Source organism: Streptomyces thermovulgaris, assembly GCF_002155915.1.
Classification (GTDB): domain Bacteria; phylum Actinomycetota; class Actinomycetes; order Streptomycetales; family Streptomycetaceae; genus Streptomyces; species Streptomyces thermovulgaris.
This window is the reverse complement of the sequence record NZ_MUME01000020.1, coordinates 1-22,903: the sequence shown is the minus strand read 5'-3', so window position 1 is coordinate 22,903 and position 22,903 is coordinate 1. Positions and strand designations below refer to the sequence as shown.

At 72.9% G+C, this 22,903-nt stretch carries 18 protein-coding genes and 1 tRNA gene; 8 read left to right on the top strand and 11 right to left on the bottom strand.

The genetic code is table 11. The annotated features are described in order from the left end of the window. Positions 1 to 46 precede the first annotated feature (46 nt). A complete protein-coding gene (locus CCN35_RS02560; protein ID WP_067393184.1) occupies positions 47 to 862 on the bottom strand; it encodes an inositol monophosphatase family protein in 816 nt (271 codons plus the stop codon). An 8-nt stretch (positions 863 to 870) separates the two neighbouring features. Then, on the bottom strand, positions 871 to 1,998 hold the full coding sequence (locus tag CCN35_RS02555) for a ferrochelatase (RefSeq protein WP_067393187.1): 1,128 nt from the start codon (positions 1,996 to 1,998) through the stop codon (positions 871 to 873). A 112-nt stretch (positions 1,999 to 2,110) separates the two neighbouring features. On the opposite strand from CCN35_RS02555, the gene CCN35_RS02550 reads away from it, so the two are divergent. The 3 genes from CCN35_RS02550 to sepH all read left to right on the top strand — a co-directional run bounded on the left by CCN35_RS02550 (position 2,111) and on the right by sepH (position 6,486). Continuing rightward, positions 2,111 to 3,349 (top strand): MFS transporter, encoded by a 1,239-nt coding sequence (locus tag CCN35_RS02550; protein WP_067393190.1) that lies wholly within the window; start codon positions 2,111 to 2,113, stop codon positions 3,347 to 3,349. Then, complete coding sequence (locus CCN35_RS02545; RefSeq protein ID WP_067393193.1) at positions 3,309 to 4,628, top strand: D-arabinono-1,4-lactone oxidase; 1,320 nt, start codon at positions 3,309 to 3,311, stop codon at positions 4,626 to 4,628. The genes CCN35_RS02550 and CCN35_RS02545 overlap by 41 nt, the downstream gene beginning before the upstream one ends. Positions 4,629 to 5,460: 832 nt before the next feature. After that, positions 5,461 to 6,486, top strand: coding sequence for a septation protein SepH (gene sepH / locus CCN35_RS02540; RefSeq protein ID WP_067393196.1), 1,026 nt, complete (start codon positions 5,461 to 5,463; stop codon positions 6,484 to 6,486). A gap of 88 nt (positions 6,487 to 6,574) precedes the next feature. On the opposite strand, the gene CCN35_RS02535 is transcribed toward sepH, so the two are convergent. Continuing rightward, the gene (locus CCN35_RS02535; RefSeq protein ID WP_067393199.1) at positions 6,575 to 7,420 is read right to left on the bottom strand and encodes a sulfurtransferase; all 846 of its coding nucleotides are present in this window, start codon (positions 7,418 to 7,420) and stop codon (positions 6,575 to 6,577) included. Between the two features lie 275 nt (positions 7,421 to 7,695). Between CCN35_RS02535 and CCN35_RS02530 the strand changes: the two genes are divergently transcribed. The 4 genes from CCN35_RS02530 (at position 7,696) to CCN35_RS02510 (ending at position 13,021) form a co-directional block, all read left to right on the top strand. Beyond that, the gene (locus tag CCN35_RS02530) at positions 7,696 to 8,499 is read left to right on the top strand and encodes a VOC family protein (RefSeq protein WP_086791371.1); all 804 of its coding nucleotides are present in this window, start codon (positions 7,696 to 7,698) and stop codon (positions 8,497 to 8,499) included. A 476-nt stretch (positions 8,500 to 8,975) separates the two neighbouring features. Beyond that, the gene (locus tag CCN35_RS02525) at positions 8,976 to 10,463 is read left to right on the top strand and encodes a metallophosphoesterase family protein (RefSeq protein ID WP_245862979.1); all 1,488 of its coding nucleotides are present in this window, start codon (positions 8,976 to 8,978) and stop codon (positions 10,461 to 10,463) included. A gap of 835 nt (positions 10,464 to 11,298) precedes the next feature. After that, positions 11,299 to 11,940 (top strand): ribonuclease H family protein, encoded by a 642-nt coding sequence (locus CCN35_RS02515; RefSeq protein ID WP_143631356.1) that lies wholly within the window; start codon positions 11,299 to 11,301, stop codon positions 11,938 to 11,940. A 205-nt stretch (positions 11,941 to 12,145) separates the two neighbouring features. Then, positions 12,146 to 13,021, top strand: coding sequence for a PhzF family phenazine biosynthesis protein (locus tag CCN35_RS02510; RefSeq protein ID WP_086791368.1), 876 nt, complete (start codon positions 12,146 to 12,148; stop codon positions 13,019 to 13,021). Between the two features lie 12 nt (positions 13,022 to 13,033). Here CCN35_RS02510 and CCN35_RS02505 read toward each other — a convergent pair whose 3' ends face one another. The 5 genes from CCN35_RS02505 to CCN35_RS02485 all read right to left on the bottom strand — a co-directional run bounded on the left by CCN35_RS02505 (position 13,034) and on the right by CCN35_RS02485 (position 18,605). Further along, on the bottom strand, positions 13,034 to 14,224 hold the full coding sequence (locus CCN35_RS02505; protein WP_086791366.1) for a vWA domain-containing protein: 1,191 nt from the start codon (positions 14,222 to 14,224) through the stop codon (positions 13,034 to 13,036). 34 nt (positions 14,225 to 14,258) lie between these two features. Continuing rightward, entirely contained in the window at positions 14,259 to 15,464 is a 1,206-nt protein-coding gene (locus CCN35_RS02500) for a sigma 54-interacting transcriptional regulator (RefSeq protein WP_067393220.1), read from the bottom strand. Then, positions 15,461 to 17,293: a hypothetical protein gene (locus tag CCN35_RS02495; RefSeq protein WP_086791364.1), complete on the bottom strand. Its 1,833-nt coding sequence runs from the start codon at positions 17,291 to 17,293 to the stop codon at positions 15,461 to 15,463. Before CCN35_RS02495 ends, CCN35_RS02500 begins: the two co-directional genes overlap by 4 nt. Continuing rightward, positions 17,290 to 18,423: a leucine-rich repeat domain-containing protein gene (locus CCN35_RS02490; RefSeq protein ID WP_067393475.1), complete on the bottom strand. Its 1,134-nt coding sequence runs from the start codon at positions 18,421 to 18,423 to the stop codon at positions 17,290 to 17,292. Before CCN35_RS02490 ends, CCN35_RS02495 begins: the two co-directional genes overlap by 4 nt. A 106-nt stretch (positions 18,424 to 18,529) precedes the next feature. Continuing rightward, a tRNA-Cys gene (locus tag CCN35_RS02485) sits at positions 18,530 to 18,605 on the bottom strand. A 296-nt stretch (positions 18,606 to 18,901) separates the two neighbouring features. On the opposite strand from CCN35_RS02485, the gene CCN35_RS02480 reads away from it, so the two are divergent. Next, positions 18,902 to 20,056 (top strand): phospholipase D-like domain-containing protein, encoded by a 1,155-nt coding sequence (locus tag CCN35_RS02480; RefSeq protein WP_067393226.1) that lies wholly within the window; start codon positions 18,902 to 18,904, stop codon positions 20,054 to 20,056. A gap of 224 nt (positions 20,057 to 20,280) precedes the next feature. Here CCN35_RS02480 and CCN35_RS02475 read toward each other — a convergent pair whose 3' ends face one another. Genes CCN35_RS02475 through CCN35_RS02465 form a run of 3 tightly spaced genes read right to left on the bottom strand, consistent with a single transcriptional unit; the run spans position 20,281 to position 22,827 of the window. Beyond that, complete coding sequence (locus CCN35_RS02475) at positions 20,281 to 20,931, bottom strand: thymidine kinase (protein ID WP_067393229.1); 651 nt, start codon at positions 20,929 to 20,931, stop codon at positions 20,281 to 20,283. Positions 20,932 to 20,989: 58 nt separating this feature from the next. Beyond that, positions 20,990 to 22,231, bottom strand: a complete 1,242-nt coding sequence (locus CCN35_RS02470) for an alkaline phosphatase family protein (RefSeq protein WP_086791362.1) — start codon at positions 22,229 to 22,231, stop codon at positions 20,990 to 20,992. Then, positions 22,231 to 22,827: a DUF5998 family protein gene (locus CCN35_RS02465; RefSeq protein WP_067393235.1), complete on the bottom strand. Its 597-nt coding sequence runs from the start codon at positions 22,825 to 22,827 to the stop codon at positions 22,231 to 22,233. Before CCN35_RS02465 ends, CCN35_RS02470 begins: the two co-directional genes overlap by 1 nt. Between the last annotated feature and the right edge of the window lie 76 nt (positions 22,828 to 22,903).

The window sequence follows — 22,903 nt, the reverse complement described above, 5'->3', positions numbered from 1 at the left end:
GCCGGGGCGCCTGCCGCGCAGGTCACGGCGCTGTCCGCCGCGCGGGTCAGTCGTGCCAGGCCCCGTACTCGTCCAGGAGCCGCTGGAGCGGCTCGAAGACGCCCGGGGTCGCCGCCACCATCAGCTCCCCCGACGGGGGCTCTCCCGGGCGGCCGCCGGTCAGGGCGCCCGCCTCCCTGGCGATCAGGTCGCCCGCGGCGAAGTCCCAGGGGTTCAGACCGCGCTCGTAGTAGCCGTCCAGACGGCCGGCCGCCAGGTCGCAGAGGTCCGTCGCGGCCGAGCCGCTGCGGCGGATGTCGCGCACCTGCGGGATCAGACGGTGGGCGACCTCGGCCTGGTGGGCGCGGACCTCGGTGACGTAGTTGAAGCCGGTGGAGACCAGGGCCTGGTCCAGGGGCGGAGCCGGACGGCAGGCCAGCCCGCGCTCGCCGGACCGGCCGCCGGTGACCCAGGCTCCCCGGCCGCGTACGGCGTGGAAGGTCTCGCCGCGCATCGGCACGGTCACGACCCCCACGACGGCCTCGCCGTCCTGCTCGGCCGCGACGGACACGGCCCAGGCCGGCAGGCCGTAGAGATAGTTCACCGTGCCGTCGAGCGGGTCTATCACCCAGCGGACGCCGCTCGTGCCCTCGGTGACGGCACCCTCCTCGCCGAGGATGCCGTCGTCGGGGCGCCGGTCGGCGATCATGCCGGTGATCAGTTTCTCCGCGGCGATGTCCATCTCGGTGACGACATCGATCGGGCTGGTCTTCGTGGCGGCCACCGCGAGGTCGGCGGGGCGGCCGTCCCGGAGCAGGTCTCCGGCGCGTGCGGCGGCCTCGAGGGCGAGCCGCAGCAGTTCCGTGTGCAGGGCGTCGGTCACGGGGCTCCTCAGGCGTAGGGGCTGTCGGCGCCCGCGGCGGCGGGACGGGACTCACGGGCCGGGCAGCAGCCCACCGGGCAGAGGTGGTGGCTCGGGCCCAGGGTGCCGAGGGCGCACGGGGTGACCTGCTCCCCGCGTTCGACGGCGGCGCGCTCCAGGACCAGGTCGCGGATGGCGGCGACGAACCGCGGGTCCGCGCCGACGGTGGCCGAGCGGCGCACCGGCAGGCCCAGTTCCTCGGCCTTGGCCTTGGCCTCGGTGTCGAGGTCGTAGATGACCTCCATGTGGTCGGAGACGAAGCCGATGGGCGCCATGACGACCGCCGGGACGCCGGCCGCGTGCTGCTCCTCGAGGTGGTCGCAGATGTCGGGCTCGAGCCACGGGATGTGCGGGGCGCCGGAGCGGGACTGGTAGACGAGCCGCCAGGGGTGGTCGACGCCGGTGCGCTCGCGGACGGCGTCGGCGATCAGCCGGGCCACGTCCAGGTGCTGGCGGACGTACGCCCCTCCGTCGCCGTGTCCCTCCACGGGGCCGGAGGTGTCCGCGGCCGAGACCGGGATCGAGTGGGTGCAGAAGGCGATGTGCGCGCCGTCGCGGACGTCCTCGGGAAGGTCGGCGAGGGCCTGGATCACACCGTCGGTCATCGGCTCGACGAAGCCGGGGTGGTTGAAGTAGTGCCGCAGCTTGTCGACCTTCGGCAGCTCGAGGCCCTCGGCCTGGAGGGTGGCGAGGGCGTCCGCGAGGTTCTCGCGGTACTGGCGGCAGCCGGAGTAGGAGGCGTAGGCGCTGGTGGCGAGGACCAGGATGCGGCGGCGGCCGTCGCGGACCATGTCCCGCAGGGTGTCGGTGAGGTAGGGCGCCCAGTTGCGGTTGCCCCAGTAGACCGGCAGGTTCAGGCCGTGGTCGGCGAAGTCCTCGCGGAGGGCGGCCAGCAGGGCACGGTTCTGGTCGTTGATGGGGCTGACCCCGCCGAACAGGAAGTAGTGCTCGCCGACCTCCTTCAGCCGCTCGGTGGGAATGTTGCGCCCCCGCGTCACGTTCTCCAGGAACGGAATCACCTCGTCCGGCCCCTCGGGGCCGCCGAACGAGAGCAGGAGCAGGGCGTCGTACGGGGTGGGATCGAGCACGTCAGCCATGCCTCGATCCTGCCACTTCGCCCGAACGACCGGGATCCCGGCCCGCGCCGGAACAGCCCGCTTGTAAGCTGTACAGGCTATCTTCACGCCTTACCGGATCCCCGGAGACCCTGTGCCCAGCCCTTACCGTGCCCTGTTCGCCGCCCCCGGCTCCAAGGGCTTCGCCGCCGCGGGGTTCATCGGCCGTCTGCCCCTGTCGATGATGGGCATCGGCGTGGTGACGATGATCTCCCAGCTCACCGGGCGCTACGGCCTCGCGGGGGCGCTGTCGGCCACCATCGCCCTGTCCGCCGCCCTCATCGGCCCCCAGATATCCCGGCTGGTCGACCAGTACGGGCAGCGCCGGGTGACGCGGCCCGCGACGCTCGTCTCGCTGGCCGCCGCGGCGGGGCTGCTGCTCGCCGCGTCCCTGCGGTGGCCGGACTGGGTGCTGTTCGTGTGCGCCGCCGGGATCGGCTCGGTGCCGAGCGTGGGCGCGATGGTCCGCGCGCGCTGGGCGGCCCTGTACCGGGGAACCCCGCAGCTGCACACGGCCTACTCGTTCGAATCGGTGGTCGACGAGGTCTGCTTCATCTTCGGGCCGATCGTCTCCATCGGGCTGTCGACCGCCTGGTTCCCGGCGGCGGGGCCGCTGCTGGCCGCCTGTTTCCTCGCGATCGGCGTCTTCTGGCTGACCGCGCAGCACTCCACCGAGCCCGAGCCGCACCCGCGCAAGCAGTACGGCGGCGGTTCGGCCCTGCGGTCGGGCGGACTGCAGGTGCTGGTGGTCACCTTCGTGGCGACCGGGGCGATCTTCGGAGCGGTGGACGTGGTCACCGTGGCCTTCGCCGACGAGCAGGGTCACAAGAGCGCCGCGAGCGTGGTGCTCGCCCTGTACGCGGCCGGGTCCTGCACGGCGGGCATCGTCTACGGACTGCTGCGCTTCTCGGGGCCGCCCGCCCGTCGCTGGTTGCTGGGCATCTGCATGATGGCCGTGAGTATGATCCCCCTCCTACTGGTCGGAAACCTGCCGTTTCTGGCCGTGGCGCTGTTCGTCGCGGGCCTGTCCATCGCTCCTACGATGATCACGACAATGGCCCTCGTCGAGGAGCACGTACCACGCGCGCAGCTGACCGAGGGCATGACCTGGGTGAGCACCGGGCTGGCGATCGGGGTGGCCCTGGGTTCCTCGGTGGCCGGCTGGGTGATCGACGAGGCCGGGGCGCGGGCCGGGTACGGGGTTGCGGCAGTGTCCGGAGCCGCCGCGGTCGCGGTCGGTTTCCTCGGGTACCGCCGGCTCAACAGGCCGGTTCCAGGTCGGGGAGGCTCCGTTGAACAGCACAACGAGCACGAAGAACGGCACATGGCGTAACTGGGGCGGCACCGTCGGCATCCGCCCCGCGCGCGAGGTCACGCCGGCCTCCGTGGAGGAGCTGGCAGCAGCCGTGCGCAAGGCCGCCGAGGACGACCTGCGAGTGAAGGCCGTCGGCACCGGTCACTCGTTCACCTCCATCGCGGCGACGGACGGCGTCATGATCCGTCCGGACCTGCTGACCGGCATACGCGCGATCGACCGTGAGGCGATGACGGTCACCGTGGAGGCCGGCACCCCGCTCAAGAGACTCAATGTCGCTCTCGCACGCGAGGGCCTGTCGCTCACCAACATGGGCGACATCATGGAGCAGACGGTGTCCGGGGCGACCAGCACCGGCACCCACGGCACGGGGCGCGACTCGGGCTCGCTCGCCGCCCAGATCAAGGGTCTGGAACTGGTCACGGCGGACGGCTCGGTGCTCACCTGCTCACCGGAGGAGAACCCCGAGATCTTCACGGCGGCACGCATCGGACTGGGGGCCCTCGGGATCGTCACGGCCATCACCTTCGCCGTGGAGCCGATCTTCCTGCTCACCGCCCGCGAGGAGCCGATGCCGCTCGAGCGGGTGCTCGCGGAGTTCGACCAGCTCTGGGCGGAGAACGAGCACTTCGAGTTCTACTGGTTCCCGCACACCGGCAACACCATCACCAAGCGCAACAACCGCAGCCCCGGCCCGGAGAGACCGCTGGGACAGCTGTCCGGCTGGTTCGAGGACGAGTTCCTCTCCAACGGGGTGTTCCAGGTGGCCAATCTGGTGGGCCGTGCGGTGCCCGCCACCATCCCGTCGATCGCCAGGATCGCCAGCCGGGCGCTGTCCACGCGGACCTACACCGACATCCCCTACAAGGTCTTCACCTCCCCGCGCCGGGTGCGCTTCGTGGAGATGGAGTACGCCGTCCCGCGCGCGGCCCTGGTGGACACGCTGCGCGAGCTGAAGGCCATGGTCGACCGCTCCGATCTGAGGGTGAGCTTCCCGGTGGAGGTGCGCACCGCGCCGGCCGACGACATCCCCCTGTCCACGGCCTCGGGCCGCGACAGCGCCTATGTGGCGATCCACATGTTCCGGGGCACCCCCTACCAGCGGTACTTCACCGCCGCCGAGCGCATCTTCGTCGCGCACGAGGGCCGGCCGCACTGGGGGAAGCTCCACACCCGGGACGCCGACTACTTCGCCGAGGTCTATCCGCGCTTCGGCGAGTTCACGGCGCTGCGGGACCGGCTGGACCCCCACCGCCGGTTCCAGAACGACTACTTGCGGCGGGTGCTGGGGGCGTAGCGGTCGCCCGAGCGGCGGGGCGGCGGCTCCGGCCCCGGCCGGATCGCCCGCCCCGGCGCCCTCCGGGGCCCGTGCTTCCGCCGTTCTCGGTGCTCCCGCCGCCGTCCGCGGGTTTCGGTGCCGGCGCCGGGCCGTCCTGCTGCCGCGGGAGCGGTGCGCGGCGGCCGCTCGTCACCTCGCCGCCCCCTGCCGCCGCCGAAGGTGACGGGTGACGCCCGCGAGTTGAGAGGGGCTCAGACCGATCCTGTGCTCATCCTTCTTTCTGCCGTTCTTCTGCCGTCCGCGTCCGGCTCCTCGTCGCCGACGGACCTTCCCCGCGCTTGCGGTCCCTTCCCTCTTCTGCCGTACACGGCCGCACCTTTCACATGTGGTCGGCCGACCGCACGAGAACCGCATGAGAAGGGAGCGAGAAGGAGGGACGCGAACGAAACCGTTAGTTCCGATTCCGGGGATTACGTGAAGTACGCCACGTTCATGATCGAAAAAACCGGTCGGGGGCGGCCAAGTCCCGCTCCTTGCCAGAAGTTGGGCGGCGTGCCAATCCACGCACGTGGTCCGAATGGAGTACGGTTGTGAGCCCTGGGGCCCGGCCTCCCTTTGGGGTGTCCGCGGCTCTGCCGGATTGCCGGGAGGGGGCTGGTTGCACAAGGTGACGAAGGTGGTCACTCACCGTTGCCAACGGGTAACCGTGCCATAACGGCGATCCAGGGCCCGCGCCCGACACGCCGGGCAACTCGGCAAGGTTGTGGCAGGCTGCACCCGGGCAGGCCACACTCGACTAGCGGAAGCAGCGACGCACGTGACGTCGGCAGGCACCACCCGGGAGGTCCCCATGCCCGAACTGCGTGTCGTGGCCGTCTCCAATGACGGCACACGGCTGGTGCTGAAGGCTGCGGACGGCACGGAGTACACGCTTCCGATCGACGAACGGCTCCGCGCCGCCGTGCGCGGCGACCGTCCCCGTCTCGGCCAGATCGAGATCGAGGTGGAGAGCCATCTCCGCCCCCGCGACATCCAGGCCCGGATACGAGCCGGTGCGACCGCGGAGGAGGTCGCCCAGCTCGCCGGCATCCCCGTCGACCGTGTACGGCGCTTCGAGGGCCCCGTGCTCGCCGAGCGCGCCTTCATGGCCGAACGGGCCCGCAAGACCCCGGTCCGCCGCCCCGGCGAGAACTCCGGCCCGCTGCTCGGCGACGTCGTCCAGGAACGGCTGATGCTGCGCGGCGCCGAGAAGGACACCGCCCAGTGGGACTCCTGGCGACGGGACGACGGCACCTGGGAGGTGCTGCTGGTCTACCGGGTCGCGGGCGAGACGCACACCGCGAGCTGGATGTACGACCCGCCGCGCCGTCTGGTGCAGGCCGTCGACGACGAAGCACGCGCCCTGATCGGCGAGACCGACGACCTCGGTGTGCCGGGGCCCACCTACCCGTTCGTGCCGCGCATCGCGCGTCTGCCGCGCGAGCGCGCCTTCGACCGGGACCGCGACCGTTCGGTGGTGCCCGCGCAGTCCTCCGAGCCGGCCGAGGAGAGCGCGGGGGAACGCGACTCGCTGACCAGCCTGCTGGAGGCGGTGCCGAACTTCCGCGGCGACCTCGTGGTGCCCGAACGCACGTCGGAGCAGGGGGAGGAGTCCGGGAAGGAACCGGAGGCGGAGGAGCCCCCGGCCCCCGCGGCCTCCGCCGGCTCCGCCTACGCGGACGTCCTCATGCCGCGCTCCGTCAGCAGCCACCGCGACCGTCTGATCGGTGCCACCGACCGCCAGGCGGAGGCGGACGGCGTCCGTCCCGGCCGCCGGGCCGCGGTCCCGAGCTGGGACGAGATCGTGTTCGGTACGCGCCGCAAGAAGCAGGAGTAGCAAGATCACAGGCCATGGGCGGAGGGCCGCGCCCACCGGGTGCGGCCCTCCGCCCGTGCGTCCGTGCCGGCCTGCGGCCGGCGGCCGGTCACTGCGGGTCCGGGCCCACCGCGACCGGCCGGGACGGGTCCGACGACCACTCCGACCAGGAGCCGACGTACAGCGCCGCCGGGATTCCCGCGACGGCCAGGGCCAGCACCTCGTGCGCCGCGGAGACGCCCGAACCGCAGTAGACGCCGACCTGCCGGCCGTCGGCCGCTCCCAGCGCCTTGAAGCGGGCCGCGAGTTCCCCGGCGGGCAGGAAGCGCCCGTCCGGGCCGGTGTTCTCGGTGGTGGGCGCGGACACCGCGCCCGGGATGTGCCCGCCCACCCGGTCGATCGGCTCCACCTCGCCCCGGTACCGCTCCCCCGCGCGCGCGTCGAGCAGCAGCCCGGAACGCGCCAGCTCCCCGGCCGCGTCGGCGTCGAGCAGCGGCAGCGCCCCCGGGACCGGCGAGAAGTCGCCCTCGGCCGGCTCGGGCCCGGGCGCGGCGCTCAGGGGGCCCTCCCAGGCCGCCAGCCCTCCGTCGAGGACCCGTACCTCGGGATGCCCGGTCCAGCGCAGCAGCCACCAGGCGCGGGCCGCCGCCCAGCCCAATCCGCCGTCGTAGACGACGACCGGCCGGCTCGCGGACACCCCCGCGCGGCGCATCGCGGCGCCGAAGACCTCCAGGTCGGGCAGCGGATGACGGCCCTTCTCGCCCGGCGCCGAGGCCAGTTCGCGGTCCAGGTCGACGAAGACGGCGCCGGGGATGTGCCCGGCCTCGTACGCGGCACGCCCGTCGAAGGGCGGCTCACCGGGCGCCGTGAGCTGCCAGCGGACGTCGAGCAGCACCGGCGGACGCGGTCCCTCCAGAGCGCTCGCGAGCTCGGATGCGGAGATGATGGGGTTCATGGCCACCATCCTTGCGCACGGGGTGGCCGCAACGCCCGACTCCGGCTACTCTGCCCGCCGAACAGGTCCGGTCACGACGCGTACGGGACCGGACACACGCCGTACAGCAGACCGACCTTCACCGGCACGCACGGAACAATCACGGGAAAACGGGCAGCACATCGCGTACCGGGCCCCCCGCGGACGGGACACCGCCCCCGGGGAGGCCTTCAGGGACGCCTTCCGGGAAGGCGGAATCGATGCGGCCGCCAGCACAGGCCGAGAGATGGACGGACATGACCAAGGCACCGGAGCCGGCCGGCCCGGACGGCCGGGCACCCACTCGGTGCGCGCCCGGCACGCCGTGCTGGGTGAGCCTGACGACCCACGACCTGACCACCGCCCAGACCTTCTACGCAGCGCTCTTCGGCTGGGAGTTCCGGCCGGGCCCCCGCCGGCCGGGCCTTGGCGCACGGGCCCTGCTGGACGGTCACGAGGTGGCGGACATCGGGCACTTACCGCCCGTTGAGCGTCTGCCCGCCGCCTGGACGCCCCATCTCGCCTCGGACGACGTGGATCTGACGGCCGAAACGGTACGCCTGCGCTGCGGCACGATCGGGGTGGGGCCGCTGGACACCGACGGCTCCGGGCGCCTGATGATCGGCTCCGATCCGTCGGGCGCGGTGTTCGGCGTCCGGCAGACCTCCGCCCACCTGGACAGGGGGATCACCGGCGTGCCCGGCGCCCCCGTGTGGAACGAACTGGTGACCTGGGAGACGGAGGGGGCGGTCGCGTTCTACGAGGCGCTGTTCGGCTACAAGGGGAAGGCGACGTCGGCCGACGGCCCCGACCGGGTGACCCTGCACCTGGACGGACACCCGGTCGCCGGGGTGCACCAGGCGGACCGCGCCCTGCTGCGCGACCGGGGCCCGCACTGGCTGACGTACTTTCAGATCACCGATCTGGGCGACGCGCTCGAACGGCTCACCGGTCTCGGCGGCCGGGTCCTCACCCCCGCCCATGACACACCTCACGGCCGGGCGGCCACGGTGACCGACCCGGACGGCGCCCGGTTCGCGCTGATCCAGGACCCGCGGTGACTTCGGCAATCCACGTTGACAGCGGATGCCGCCCAAAAGGGTGATATCGACGGCACCCCCGGTGACAGCATCATGACGCAGGCCGGTACGACTGCCATGCGGCGGCGGTGCCGTGTCGCGTCCCGCGGACGGGGCGGCGACGGCACGAGCGGCATGGAGTCCCGGCCCACACGGGCGACGGCGTCGTCAGGGCCGTTCCCCTTCCGGGGGCAACGGCGCGTTCTTGCGCACCGTTGCCCTTGAGCGGTGGCCGGGCGTGTCCGGGCAGGTCGCCCGGACGTTCCGGGCCGGGGCCGCGCGGGCCGCCGCACGCGCTTCCGTCGAGGAACCTCCCACTCCGTTCAGGTTCTCCCAGCCGTTCACCCACGTCGTGTCGTGGTGCACGGGAGAACACCGTCGGTGACGATGGCGGGATGATCACCGGCGACGTGATCCGCCGGCCGCCGTCAGCCGAACGGAGGAACGTGAGAACAACGATGTCCCGGATCGCAGCCCTCGCCGTGGCGGGTGTCCTGGCCACGGCGGTCTCGGCGGGCGCCGCCCCCGACCGGTCCGCCGCCGACGGTGCGGGGCCGCAGCCCCCCAAACCGACCGCTCCACCGGGAGCCGCGCTCGACGGTGAGGCCTGGGCGTGGACCCAGCTGACCAGCCGCGGCACCCAGATCCGCTACGTGTCCACGGACAGCAGCCAGAGCTGTCCCACCGTGCGTTACACCCTCGGAACGGCCAGGAACCCGTTCCAGATGCACCGGGTGAGCACCCCCATGGGGTCGCAGTTCCCCACCACCGTGTGCGAGTTGACGGTACCCCTGACGGCCACCGACGCGGTGCTCGAGCAGACGACGGTCCGCGCGGCCACGCTGCACCCCGCGAACCGGCAGCTGCCCCTGCCGAGGTGGACACCCACGACGCGTCCCGGCAGGATCGGCGTCATCGGCGACACCGGCTGCAGCCTCCCGGTGACGGGCCCCGCCCAGAACTGCGCGACCGGCTGGCCCTTCGGGCGGATCGCGACCAGCCTGGCCAACGGGAACCCGGATCTCGTGATCCACGTCGGCGACTACCTCTACCGGGAGGACCCCAACAGGGCGAACGACAAGCCGGCGAACCCGGGCTGCCGGACGTCCGCCGATGCGGCCAGCTGGGACTGCCTCGTCGCCGATTTCTTCCGGCCCGCCGAAGCGCTGCTGGCCAGGGCGCCCGTCGTGTTGGTCCGGGGCAACCACGAGGACTGCAACTTGGCGGGGCAGGGCGGCGCGGGCGGGGCATGGTTCCGCTACCTCGCGGACGATCTCCGCAGCAACGGCAGTTGCAGCAACTTCACTCCACCCGCGTTCCTCCGCGCCGGCACCCTGAACCTCGTCTCCGTGGACTCCTCGCTCGCCGACCCGGGCGACAGCGGGAACATGGCGAACAGAAACCTCTTCACCAACCAGTTCGAGGCCGTGAACCGGGACGCGGGACTGCCGCAACACGCCACCCAGGACTATTTCGTCCTCACGCACAAACCGTTGTGGATGGTGAAGCAGGCCGGCTTCGCGCCCGGCAATGTGACATGGGCAACGCCCGTCCTCGACAGCGCCGTCGCGAACACCAGCCTGCACGCGCTGCGCGAGAACGTGCGGCTGGTCCTGTCGGGACACATCCACATCTACCAGATGCTCGACTTCAACACCGCCCGGCCGCCCCAGCTGACCGTGGGTTCCTCGGGCGCTCCGCTGGACAACGGCCCGAACGACGCGAACGTCGTCGGCAAGATGTTCGGCAGGCTGCCCCAGCCCGTCCACCAGTCGATCACCCAGGAACAGAACCCTCCCGGAGGGATCGGAGTGTTCGGCTACGCGGAGCTGCTCGACACCGGCAGCACCTGGACCCTTGTCTTCCGTGACACGAACGGTTCCGTGAGGGGCCAGACCTGCACCCTGAGCACGAGCACGGCCAACAAGTCCTTCACCTGCGTCTGAGCCGCCCGCCGGGCCGGCGGCCCGGAAGAGCCGCGGGCGGCCGGCCCCACCCCGCACCGGACCCACCGTTGCCGGTGGGTCCGGTGCGGTCTGCCGGAGTGCCCTGCCGAAACCGGCCTCGACGACGACCGTTCACCCGTGAGCCGGGAAGTCCGGGCGTTCGTCGAGACCGGCCCCAGGGCCGTCCTGGCTTCGCTGCCCCCAGTCGTCGGGGGTGCGCCGGATGACCTCGACGGTGAAGACATCACGGATGGAGGCGGCCGACCACGGTTCAACCGGCGGCTCGGAGAGTACGAGGCAGAGGCGGTCGGCCCTGGTCGGCAGGATGTGGTCGGCTTCCAGGAGCCGCGCCGCGCCTGCACGGAGGCCGGCATGGGACGTCCGGCCGGCGCCGGGAACCTCGTAGAGGGCAGGACCGTGTCGGTGACGCACCTGACGTCGACGACCGCGGAGCCCTCGGGCTGTCGGTCCGCGCGCAGGAGAGCCGCCATCGGTTCGAACCGCACGGCTTCATGTGTCCTGCAGACGCGGTCGGCGGCGACGGCCGCCTCCACGTGCTGGAGCAGGTCCGCGGCCGGCTCGGCCGTGTGCGGGGTGGTGGCCACGCCCTTGAGCAGGGCTGCCGGAAGTGGACCAAGGCCGGCCGACCGGCTTCCGCGGATGCCGCGCTCGTGCATGAGGGGGCGCACGCAACCTTGCAAGGGGCGCGTGGGTGTGCAGGGGGCGCGGTGGGTGCGGGAGGCGCCCCGGTCCGGAACCGGGTCGCCTCCCGCCGCCGTCCTCCCCATCCCGTCCTGCTTCGCCTCTCGCCCTCTGCGCACAGGAGGATCCGCCGATGGGCCGTCGGTCTCCGCTCGCTCGCCCGCCCCGCCTTGTCCGCCGAGGCCGCCGGCAGGTGCACTACGAGGGCGCGGTCAAGGCCCTCCGTCAACGGCCGATCGTTCTCGCCACGGACGCCTCCGTCGCCGCCGACAAGGTGGGCACCGGCTACCTCGCCACCAGCGGCGAGACCGGACTGCGCGCCCACGTCTACCCGCGGCACCTCGTCAGGGCCCGGGCCCGCGTGGTCGTCACCGAACTCCGGGCGGTCTACTGGGGGCTGCGGCGTGTCGTCGCGGCGCACCCCGGGCAGCCCGTCGAAGTGCGCGTCGACAACCTCGCCGCCCTGGGCTTCCTGCACGAGTGGCAGAACGGCGGCAGCCGGATGCCGGACGGGTACGAGACCCGGCTGCGCGCACGGGGCCGCCGGCCCAGCCTCGTCGAGCTGCAGATGTACGCGGAGCACACGCCCGGCCTGACCTTCGTCCACGAGAAGGCCCATGTGGGCAATCCGCTCAACGAGGCCGCCGACTTCCTGGCCAAGCTGGGCCTGCGCTCCCTGCGCGGCACGGTGCCGGCCACCGAGATACCCCGGCTGGTCCCGCTCTGGGCAAGCGGGGCCCTGGCCGAGTACCGCCGAAGCCGGAACCGGAACTGAGCCCCGCACCTGTCGCCGTCCCGGCCGGACGTGCCGGTGCCCGGACATGCCGGTGTGCGGTGGGTCCGCCGGGGGTTCCCGGGTGCCTCGCGGAGCCGGGCGGCCCCGGCGGCGGGCGGCCGGGCCCGGGCCGGTGGCCGCTCCGTCGTTCCGGGGCTGTTCCCGGGGCCGGAATAGCCGTGGACCGGCCTGTGTTGCCGCAGGCATGGCGACGAACGCACCGCAGCCCGAGGTCCTGCGCTACACCGCCTTCTCCACCACCCCCGACGGCGGGAACCCCGCCGGTGTCGTCCTGGACGCCACCGGTCTGGACGACGGCGACATGCTGGCCGTCGCCGCCGGCCTCGGGTACTCGGAGTCCGCGTTCCTGACCGCGCCTCCGGAGGATCTCGGCGGCCAGGAGGGACGCGCGTACGGCATCCGCTACTTCAGCCCCAAGGCCGAGGTGCCGTTCTGCGGGCACGCCACCGTCGCGGCCGCCGTCGCGCTCGCCGAGCGGATCGGCCCCGGCAGGCTGGTGTTCGCGACGCGCGCCGGCACCGTGCCGGTGGAGGTGACCGAGGAGAACGGGACGCTCAGGGCCACGCTCACCAGCGTCGAGCCGTACGTCGAGAAGGTCGACGAGGACGACCTCGCGGAGGCGCTCGCCGCGCTCGACTGGCCGGCCGCCGACCTCGATCCCGCCTTCCCGCCGCGTGTCGCGTTCGCCGGTGCCCGCCATCTCGTCCTCGCGGCGGCGACACGCGCCCGTCTCGCGGACCTCGCGTACGACTTCGCGCGCCTCGAGGCCCTGATGCACCGTCTGGACCTGACCACGGTCCAGCTGGTGTGGCGGGAGTCGGACACCGTCTTCCACGTCCGTGACCCGTTCCCCGTCGGCGGTGTCGTCGAGGACCCGGCGACCGGTGCCGCGGCCGCCGCGTTCGGTGCGTACGCCCGTGAACTCGGCCTGGTCCCCGAGGACGCCGTTCTCACCCTGCACCAGGGCGAGGACCTGGGCCGTCCCGGCGAGCTCACGGTGACGCTGCGCGCGGGCGACCCGCGCGTGCGGGTCAGCGGGACGGGGACGCGCATCGGCTGAGCGTCGTCCCGGTCAGGCGGGGAGGGGGATGCGTACCGTCTCCACCCAGCTCGGAGGCTGCGGTGCCGCGGAGCCGATCAGGGCCGCGATGAGACGGCAGGAGGGGATCTCGTCGGGCCAGGGCGTGAGGCCGTCGGTGAGGACGACGACGATGGACGGGCGGTCCCGTGCCGCGAGCGCGGCGTCGATCCCGACCCGCATGTCCGTGCCGCCGCCGCCGGCGAGGCCGATCTGCTCGGTGGCCGTCACCCGGGACACGGCGTGCACATCGGCGTCGCACGCGAGAACGGTGACGCGGTTGCCCTGGATGCCGACCTCGCGCAGCACGCCCGTCACCTCTCCCAGGGCGGCCGCGAGTTCCGCCTCGCCCATCGAGCCCGAGGTGTCGATGACGACGGCCACCCGGGGCAGCGGACGGCGCAGGCTCGGCAGGACGACGCCGCGCAGCGCCGGTGTGCGGCGCGAGGGGCGGCGGTAGGTGTAGTCGACGGCCCCGCCGGCCCATGCGGCGGCCTCCCGGACCGCTCCGGTCAGCGCCTGCCGCCAGTCCACCGTGGGCTCCAGGACCTCCTCCGCCCAGCGCTGCCAGCCCGCGGGCAGGGTGCCGCGGGCACGCTGGTGGGCGCGCATCGCCTCGGCGGTGTGCCGGCGCAGTGCCTGGGCCTCGACCTCGCCCAGCCGGGCGGGGCCGGCGGTTCCCGGAAGCTCCCAGGGCACCGGGCGGCCGTGGGCTCCCGATCCGCAGTCGTGCCCCCGCACCTGCGGCGGCAGCTGCTCCAGGTAGACCTCGAACAGCTTCCCGCCGGGCAGGCCGAAGAGGCGGGGCTCGGCACGTCCGTCGGGCAGGCGCAGACCGTCGGCGAGCAGGTCGTCGTTGATCTCGCAGTCCTGGGCGACGTTGACGCGGTGCCAGTCGCGCTGCTCGGCGGCCGGGAGCCGGTCGGCGCGGCCGTGGTGGTCGCGCAGCAGATGCGCCACCTCGTGCACCCATACGCCCGCGAGTTCCTCCACGGGGGTCGCGTCGACGAAGGCGGGGGACACATAGCAGCGCCAGTGCCGGTCCACTCCCATCGTCGGCACCTCACGGCAGGGCACGACGGTCAGGGCGTACAGGGCCGACGCCAGATAGGGCCGGTCGCTCGCCGCCCGGTAGCGGGCGGCGAGCAGTTTGGTCATGTCCAGGTCCCCGCGGGATTCCCTCATGCCCCCTGCATGCCCTCCTTCGTGCCCTCGGACCTCACCGGCCGCCGGGCAGGGCCCCGGACATCTGCAGCAGTTCCAGGAATCCGTCGATGCCGGGGGGCACGGGCCAGTCCAGTTGGCGCATCGCCGCGAGGTCGGTGGCGGCCCGGGCGGCCACGTCGGGCACGCCCGCTTCCACGGCCTTGGCCAGGACCGCCCAGCCGGCCTCCCAGCGGGGCCGGGTGAGGTTTCCCTGGATCGCGGCGACCACCGCGATGAGGAAGGCCAGCTGCCGGTCGCCGCGCTGGGGCAGGGCGAAGGCGTCGGGATCGGCGAGGACCCGCTCGGGGTCCGGCAGGTCGAGGTGCTCCAGATACGACAGCAGTTCGATGCCCGCGCCGTCCCCGACGGCGCCGGTGAGCGCGGCGGCCAGTGCCTCGCGGCCGACGCCGGCCGCGTATCCCGTCGCGAGCAGCCGCAGCGCCATCTCCCAGGTCCGCGGGGACGGCCATGCCCGGCCCCGGCTCTCGGCGTCGGCGGGGATGTGGTGGACCAGGCCCGGGCGGGCCGTGAGGAAACCGGAGACGGCGCCGCGGGCCCGAGCGACGGCACCGGGCACCTTGGCCGGGTCGACCACGGGGATGGCCACCTCGGGCCAGGTGCCGGCCATGCCGCGCGCGACCGTGGCGGGGTCGTGGGTCCAGGTGAGGTGGATGAAGCGGTTGGCGAGCGGCGGGCTGAGATGCCAGCCGTCCGCGGCGCTCGACGGCGGGTTGGCGGCGGCGACGATGCGCACCGCCTCGGGCAGGACGAGGCTGCCGACCCGGCGTTCGAGCACGACACGCAGCAGCGCCGCCTGCACGGCCGGTGGCGCGGAGGACAGCTCGTCGAAGAAGAGCAGGCCCTGTCCGGCGCGGGTGAGCCGGACCGCCCAGTCGGGCGGGGCCATCGGGACACCGGTCGCGGCCGGGTCGTCCCCGACGATCGGCAGTCCGGCGAAGTCCGACGGCTCGTGCACGCTGGCGATGACCGTCTCCAGGTGAAGGCCGAGTCCGGCGGCGAGCTGCTCCAGGCCGGCCGACTTGCCGATGCCCGGTTCGCCCCACAGCAGAACGGGCTGATTGGCCGTCACGGCCAGGGCGAGCGCCTCCAGCTGGGGGCTGGTGGCGGGCTCGGTCCGCCGGGCGCGCAGCCTGTCGAGGAGGTCGTCCGCGGCGGCCAGCGGTCCCGGCCCGGTGCGGGAGGTGGGGGTGGTGCTCACGAGTCCTCGCCCTCGCCGTCGTCCTCGTCGTCCTTGGCGTCCTCGCCGCCCAGGTTCTCGTAGACGTACGCCTCGTCCTCCTCGGCGTCGTCCATCATCTCCTCCCACCAGTCGGCGCCGATGCCCGGATGTTCCTCGAGCACGCGCTGCCGCAGGAAGGCCAGGTCGGAACGCTTGTACCGACGGATGATCTGGGCCAGCGAGAACTCCTGGTGGTCGACCACGTCGATCCGGGCGCCGGCGGCGAGGAACGCCTCCACGAGGGCCCTGGAACCGCCGTCGTTGACCGCCGTGAACAGCGGTGTGCGCTCCCGGTGGTCCCGGGCCTCCAGGTCGAGGCCCTCCTCGAGCAGCCGGGGCAGAAGCAGCTCGTGGTCGAGCAGGTGCAGCATGTGCAGCAGCGTGCGCCGGGCACCGTCGCGCGCCCGGGGGTCCATTCCCGCGTCCAGGAGGGCGAGCACGCCCTGGGTGTCGCCGTGCTGGGCGCGCAGGAACAGCTCCCGCTGCTGGGCGCGCAGTGCCTTCGGCAGCCGGCCGGTTCCCGACGTCCATGTCTGCTGGACGGCGAAGCACCCGGCGACGGCACCGCCGAACGCACGCAGGGCCTGCTCGCGCCGCTGTTCCTCGTCGCTGTGCGGCATGTGGAGCAGTCCGCCCTTGCGGAAGCCCACCTCGTGCCATTCGCCGCGGCACCTCACCCGGACGGGGGCGAGGGGGGCGGGACCCGGCGGTCCGGCGGCCTCGTCGGTGACCTGGAGCGCGGGGAACAGCGCCTCACGGACCAGCGGGTGCAGGTGTTCCGGCTCGACTCCGCCGGTGCGCATCAGGTCGAGGTCGGGGAGCCTGCGCCAGAGTGCCTCGGCCAGGAAGGGCACGTCCTTGACCTTGTCCGGGTGGACGGCCCTCACCCGCAGCCCGGCGCGTCCGCCCGCCGGTTCCAGCAGGATGTGCGTCCACCAGTCGCCGAAGATGCGGAAGCGGTTCCCGACGCCCTCGTCCGCCAGGCGGCGGACCTCCTGCTCCAGGCGGATGTGGTTGAGCGCGCGCCTGCCGAGGAGCAGCTCCGGATCGCTCCGGGACCACGTGGGAAGGTCATGCAGAGGCGTCAGGTCGGCCTCGATCCCGGCCGCGGCGAAGGCCCCCCGGACCTCTCCCCTCTGGTGCAGCAGGGTGATCCACTCGGCCCGTGCCACCGCGTCCTCGGGGCCGGGGTCGGCCGTGGGCAGCTCGTCCGCACCGCGTGGTCTGCCGTCGGGGTGGAAGAACGGCGGCCGTTCGCGGCCGCCGCACCGCTCGCGCAGTTCGGCGGTGTGCCGTGCGTCCCACAGGTGCCGGGCGGTCCGCCAGTCCTCGGTCCGGTCCCCGAAGACACCGACGGCCCGCTCGTCCTCGATCGTCCGAAAACGCAGGGTGAGCCGCTGCGGGCCCTCCCTCATCGGGGGCGTGGTGAGGTGGAGGTACGGCGTGGTGCGGGGGCTCTCGCCCGCTTCCACCGGCCGGTAGCGGGCGAGGACCACGGTCCGGCCGGTGGCGAGTGTGGTCCGTCCGCCCAGCAGCCGGGGCAGATGCCAGTGCACCAGGTCCGGGACCAGGTGGCGCAGGTCGTCCTCCAGCGCCGCGGCGACGTCGGGGCCCCACTGCTCGCCGACCTCGGACAGGTCGACGGCGACGTCCACGTTGGCCGCCGCGCACGCCCCCCGCCAGTCGCCGGCCAGACGGCGTTCGGTCGCACGCTCGATCATCCGCCGGGGCACCGCGTAGCGGCGGATCCGCCGCCAGCACGCCGCCTCCTCCGGCGGAAAACAAGGGAGTTCGGGGCGGGGGCTCACCGGTAGACACTTCCTATCGCGCGCAGGTCGGGGTGAGCCTTGCTCACGGGCCGCAGGCGCCGGGCGAAGGAGCGCTTCACCTTCCGGGGCAGCCCGGGTCCCAGGCCGACGTACTCCAGGGGCGAGTCGTCCGGCACGGCCGCCAGCAGGGCCTTCGCGCCCCGTCCGGTGAGCCCGGTGTGGCGCAGCTCGAGCCGGCGCAGCGGGCTGCCCGGAAGCGCGGCGGCCAGAGCACGGGCCCCTTCGTCGCCGGTGGTGTTGGCGGGGGCGCCGAGGCTGCGCTCCGACGGCGGCCGTCCCAGGTCGAGCGCCTCGATGCCGTCCAGGGCGTCGGCGAGGGCATGCGCCCCGGCGGGGCCGATGCCGTTGCCGCCCAGTCCGAGGCGCACCGGCCGCCCGGAGCCGGCCGCGGCCGCGAGGACGGCGGCGCCCTTGTCGCCGAGGTGGTTGGCGGGCAGGTACAGCTCACGCACGCCCGCCTCGCGGATCAGCGCAGCCAGCAGCCCGGCGGCGTCGGGGGTCAGGCCGTTCCCGCCGAGGAAGAGGCGTTCCACCGGGTGCGGGCGGCTGGTGAGGGCGTCCAGCAGGGCGCGCAGCCCCGCGGTGGTGACGCCGGTGTTGACCAGGTCGAGGGTGCGCAGCGTGGTGTTGCGGCGGAGCATCGCGGCGAGCGCGAAGGCACCGTCGTCGCCCACCGGGTTGCGCTTGAGCCACAGGGCGCGGACGGTCCCGTCCGCCGACAGCGCGTCGGCGAGCGCGCGGACGCCTTCCGGGCCGATGCGGTTGCAGCCGAGGTAGAGCGTGTGCAGCCGGTGGCCGTCGACGAGCGCCCGGGCCACCGCCGACGCCCCTTCGTCGCCGAGGGAGTTGGTGCCGAGCAGGATGTGCCGGGCGTGCGGCGAGGTGGCGGCGACGGGCATCAGACGGGCGGCGCCGGCCGCTCCGAGCCCCTGCTTGCACAGGTCGACGCGTCCGTCCGCGCACAGGGTGCCGAGCGGGAAGGTCTCGTCGGTCTCGACCGCTTGCGCCGACGTCAGCCGGTCCAGCAGCGGGTCCAGCCCGGAGGGGTCGTTGAGCGGGACGTCCGGGGCTTCGATCGCCGGGCAACGCACGGGTGTCGGCTGCGTCATCTTCACTCCACCGGTCCATCGCCGGTGCCCGGCTCGCCGAGGGCGGCATCGCCCTCCGCCCGCCCGGAACGGACCGACGCCAGTCAACTTTCCGCCAGGACAAGGGTGGCAAGGCTGGTCGGATTCGAACCGACGTCCTCCAGCTTGCTGCTAGGGCGCGACGACCTCTGCGCTACAGCCTTGCCAAGGGGGGATCATAGTCCTGTCCGTTTTGAAGTTGATCAGACCTCAACTTTTTTGCCGTTCCTTGCCCTTCGTTCTCCGCTGGGCCCCGGTCTTCCGAGGACGCCCGAAGTCCCCCGGCGGCCCGGAACCGTGGCGGCACCGGCCGCGCCACCGCCTCCGCGGACGACCGCCCGGGAACCGGCCGCACTCCGATCGCGCAAGCACACCCGCCGGTCTCGACCGGATCCAGAAGGTGCTGAAAGACTGCCGACTCTCCGCGGACAGCCCATCACCTCCAGGGAAACGATCCATCATGACCAGACGCATCCTCACAACCGCTCTGCTGCTCGGTGCCCTGCTGGCGCCGGGCAGCACCGCGGCAGCTGCCGGGGAAGCCGCCGCACCTGTCGTCACCGGAGCGGTCTTCAACAACCCTCGGGGCACCACGGCCCAGAAGAACGCCGTCAAGAACCACATCATCGGCGCGATCAACGCCACACAGAGCGGGCGGACCATTCGCGCCGCCCTGTACGCGCTGACCGACCAGGACTACGCGGACGCGCTGATCGCGGCGCACAAGCGGGGCGTCCAGGTCAGGGTCGTGCTGGACTCCGCGTACGCGGACCGGCCCGCCGCGCAGAGCCTGCGGGCCGCGCTCGGCAGCGACACCTCGGGCGGCTCGTGGGTGCGGGTGTGCACCACGGGCCGGGCCTGCATCGCCGACGCCCCCGCGGAGGTGAATCCGATCAACCACAACAAGTTCTTCACCTTTTCCCGGATCGGGGCCCCGGGCGAGGCGGAGGACGTGGTGATCCAGACCTCCGCCAACCAGACCTCCCTCAACGTGGAGAAGTACTGGAACAACGCCTACACGGTCGTCGGCAACACCGAGCTGTACTCGGCCTACGTGTCGTACTTCAACGACCTGGCGGCCATGCGGAAGAACGGCGACTACTTCCGCCAGGGCAAGGTGGGCACGGCGAAGTACTACTTCTTCCCGCAGGCCACCGGTGATCTCGTGGTCGACGTGCTGAACAACGTGACCTGCACGGGCAACACCTCGGTGGGCTCGGCATCGCACAAGACGGTGATACGGGTCAGCGCCTTCGCCCTGCACCGGGACGCGGTGGCGCGCAAACTCCGGGCGCTGGCGGACCAGAACTGCTGGGTGGAGGTGGTGTACGCGAACAGCAACGACGTCGGGATCATGCAGGGGCATCCCCGGCTGAAGCTGTACCGGCTCAACACCGCGGACGGTTATCTGGTGCACTCGAAGTACCTGATCATCGAGGGCAACTACGCGGGCCACCGGGACACCAAGTGGACCTTCACCGGCTCGCACAACCTGGACCACTCCTCGCTCCGGGAGAACGACGAGGCCCTGCTCCGGCTGGAGGGCGCGGCACCGCACGACGCCTACAAGCAGAACTTCCTCGACATGCGGGCCGCCGCCACCCCCGTCGGCTGACGCCGGCGGACACGGTTCGCCGCCCGGGCGCCGCATCCGCCGGCCGAAGCGGTGCCGGAAGGGACACGGGCTCCGGTGCCGGGGCGTCTTGGCACCCGGGCCCGCCGTGTGCTCCGGCCGGCTGCGTCACCGTCCCCGCGGACGGCCGGCCGGAAACCGGACGCGCCCCGCTCGTACGGGCGCACCCGTCACCTGAGCAGGAATCAGCCGAAGCCGGGGGGGAGTCAGTCCGAGGACACGGGCAGGGTGTCCGACGACCGTGCGGCGGCACGGGCCGAGGCGGCCGTCATGCGCAGGCGGTGGTGACGGCGGCACAGGACCTCGTAGCCGATCTCGTCCGTGGAGCTGGTCACGTCGCCGACGACCACCTGGGCGCCCTCGACGACCATGACACCGCCCACCGTACGGGCGTTGTGCGTGGCACGGGCGCCGCACCAGCACAGGGCCTCGACCTGGAGCACCTCGATCCGGTCGGCCAGTTCCACCAGACGCTGGGACCCGGGAAACAGCTTGGTGCGGAAGTCCGTGGTGATGCCGAAGGCGTAGACGTCGATCCCCAGGTCGTCGACCACGCACGCGAGCTGGTCGATCTGCTCGGGCGCGAGGAACTGGGCCTCGTCCGCGATCACGTAGTCGGCGCGTCCGCCCCGGGAGAGGTGGTCGACGACATAGGCGTACAGGTCCATGCCGTCCTCGGCCTCCACCGCGTCGGTGACCAGGCCGAGACGGGAGGAGAGCCTGCCCTGTCCGGCGCGGTCGTTGCGGGTGAAGATGATGCCCGCCAGCCCGCGCGTGGAGCGGTTGTGCTCGATCTGCAGAGCCAGTGTCGACTTCCCGCAGTCCATCGTTCCGGAGAAGAACACCAGCTCGGGCATGGGCGAGAAGGCACCTTTCGGTGAGTGTGCGTGCGGATGCGGTGTGCGGACGGTGACGTCAGGAGCGTACTTCGAGCAGCGGGACGAGCTGCTCGGCAGGGGTCATCGAGCCGTGGTTGCCGACCATCGAGGACTCGTTGGGCTCCCGCTGGGAGGCGATGAGCAGGACGTCGTCGCGGGCGGCGGCGACCACGTCGCCGATCCTCCCGTACACGCGCTCGTCGATGTGCGGCCCGAACCAGCCGGCCGCGATCGCCTCGTCGCGGGAGGCGACCCAGAACTGCTCGCCGAGCACCTCGCGCCAGCAGGCCAGGACGTCGCCCTCGGCCCCCGGCACCGCGTAGACGTGCCGGGCGCGTCCCTCGCCGCCGAGCAGGGCGACTCCGGCGCGCAGCTCCCACTCCTCGTCGAAGTCGTAGCGGTGCTGCTCGTCGAACGGGATGTCGACCATGCCGTGGTCGGCGGTGATGTAGAGCGCGCTGCGGGGCGGCAGCTGCTCGGCCAGGCGCTGGGCGAGCCGGTCCACGTGCATGAGCTGGCCGCGCCAGGTGTCGGAGTCGACGCCGTAGCGGTGGCCGGCGCCGTCGAGTTCGGAGTAGTAGGTGTAGACGAGGGCACGGTCGGCGGCGGCCAGCTGCTCGGCCGCGAGATCCATCCGCTCCTCCCCGGTCAGCCGTCCCAGGAACGTTCCACCGCTGAGCGCGATCCTGGTCAGCGGGGTGTCCTCGAAGAGCGGGGAGGACACCTGGGCGGCGTGCACCCCCGCCCGGTGGGCCAGCTGGAAGACGCTGGGGTACGGCTGCCAGACGTCCGGCTCGGTGTACGGCTGCCAGCGCAGCTGGTTCATCAGCTCGCCGGTGGCCGGGTTGCGCACGGTGTAGCCGGGCAGGCCGTGGGCGCCCGGGGGCAGGCCGGTGCCGACGGAGGCGAGGGAGGTCGCCGTGGTGGCCGGGTAGCCGGCGGTGAGCGGACGGCCGGTGCCGCCGCGGGAGCTGCCCAGCAGGGAGGTGAGGAAGGGGGCGTCCTCGGGGTGCGCCTTCAGCTGCTCCCAGCCGAGGCCGTCGACCAGGAAGACGCAGGCGCGGTCGACGGGGGTCAGCTCGGGGATCGCGGCGGTCATCTCCGGCACGCCCATGCCGGCGGCCAGCGTGGGCAGCAGGTCGGCGAGCGAGCCGGACCCGTACTGCGGGACGGGCGCGGACTCGACGGCGAGGGACTGCGGCCGGTTCCAGGCGGTGGCGTCGTCGGAGGCGGGCACGGGGCGCCCGTGGTCCGGGGCGGCGGAGGACGGGCGCGTCATCAGCGGCCCGGGTTCGCGGTGGCCTCGGAGATGGCCTGTGCGAAGGCCAGGGCCTGACGCACCGTCTCCGGTCCGTCCCCGGCCTCGCTGACGCGCAGGCTGAGGTCGTCGGCCGTCGAGTTGCCCGTGTAGCCGTGGTCCGCCTCGCAGTTGGGGTCGCCGCAGGCGGCGGGCTCGAGATCGATGCGGGAGACGGCGCCCCAGCCGATGGTCAGCACGATCTCGCGGGGCAGGGTGCCCGGCGTGTACTGCTCCGGGTTGGAGACCACGCGGCTGACCACGACCGAGGAGATCCGGTCGAGCCGCACCGACTCGGTGGAGGTCGTGGCGTACGGCGTCGGGGAGGTGTTGTCGGCGGCCTGCTCGTCGGTGTGGCTGACGATGAAGCGGGTGCTGGTGAGGACGAGCACCGTCACATGCCGCCGCACCTCGTTCTGGTCGAATGTCGTCTCCTGGTGGACCAGGTACGACCGGATGGGCTCGCCGCCCACGGCGGCCTCCACCGCCTCGGCCACGAGAGCCGGGTAGTAGCCGCTGCGCTCGATCGCCGCACGCAGCCCCTGGGTCGTCGTACTGGTCTTGGCCATGCGGTCCATCCTACGGTGGCGCGCCGACTGCGAGGCACCGCCGTGGGCGGGGGCCCCGCTCAGTACACCGGGAGGGTGCGCGGGC

Coding starts and splice junctions, on each gene's coding strand:
- CCN35_RS02555 (WP_067393187.1), bottom strand. CDS start 1,998: ATGGCTGACGTGCTCGATCCCACCCCGTACGACGCCCTGCTCCTGCTC.
- sepH (WP_067393196.1), top strand. CDS start 5,461: ATGCCCGAACTGCGTGTCGTGGCCGTCTCCAATGACGGCACACGGCTG.
- CCN35_RS02535 (WP_067393199.1), bottom strand. CDS start 7,420: ATGAACCCCATCATCTCCGCATCCGAGCTCGCGAGCGCTCTGGAGGGA.
- CCN35_RS02530 (WP_086791371.1), top strand. CDS start 7,696: ATGACCAAGGCACCGGAGCCGGCCGGCCCGGACGGCCGGGCACCCACT.
- CCN35_RS02525 (WP_245862979.1), top strand. CDS start 8,976: ATGTCCCGGATCGCAGCCCTCGCCGTGGCGGGTGTCCTGGCCACGGCG.
- CCN35_RS02515 (WP_143631356.1), top strand. CDS start 11,299: ATGGGCCGTCGGTCTCCGCTCGCTCGCCCGCCCCGCCTTGTCCGCCGA.
- CCN35_RS02510 (WP_086791368.1), top strand. CDS start 12,146: ATGGCGACGAACGCACCGCAGCCCGAGGTCCTGCGCTACACCGCCTTC.
- CCN35_RS02505 (WP_086791366.1), bottom strand. CDS start 14,224: ATGAGGGAATCCCGCGGGGACCTGGACATGACCAAACTGCTCGCCGCC.
- CCN35_RS02490 (WP_067393475.1), bottom strand. CDS start 18,423: ATGACGCAGCCGACACCCGTGCGTTGCCCGGCGATCGAAGCCCCGGAC.
- CCN35_RS02480 (WP_067393226.1), top strand. CDS start 18,902: ATGACCAGACGCATCCTCACAACCGCTCTGCTGCTCGGTGCCCTGCTG.
- CCN35_RS02475 (WP_067393229.1), bottom strand. CDS start 20,931: ATGCCCGAGCTGGTGTTCTTCTCCGGAACGATGGACTGCGGGAAGTCG.
- CCN35_RS02470 (WP_086791362.1), bottom strand. CDS start 22,231: ATGACGCGCCCGTCCTCCGCCGCCCCGGACCACGGGCGCCCCGTGCCC.
- CCN35_RS02465 (WP_067393235.1), bottom strand. CDS start 22,827: ATGGACCGCATGGCCAAGACCAGTACGACGACCCAGGGGCTGCGTGCG.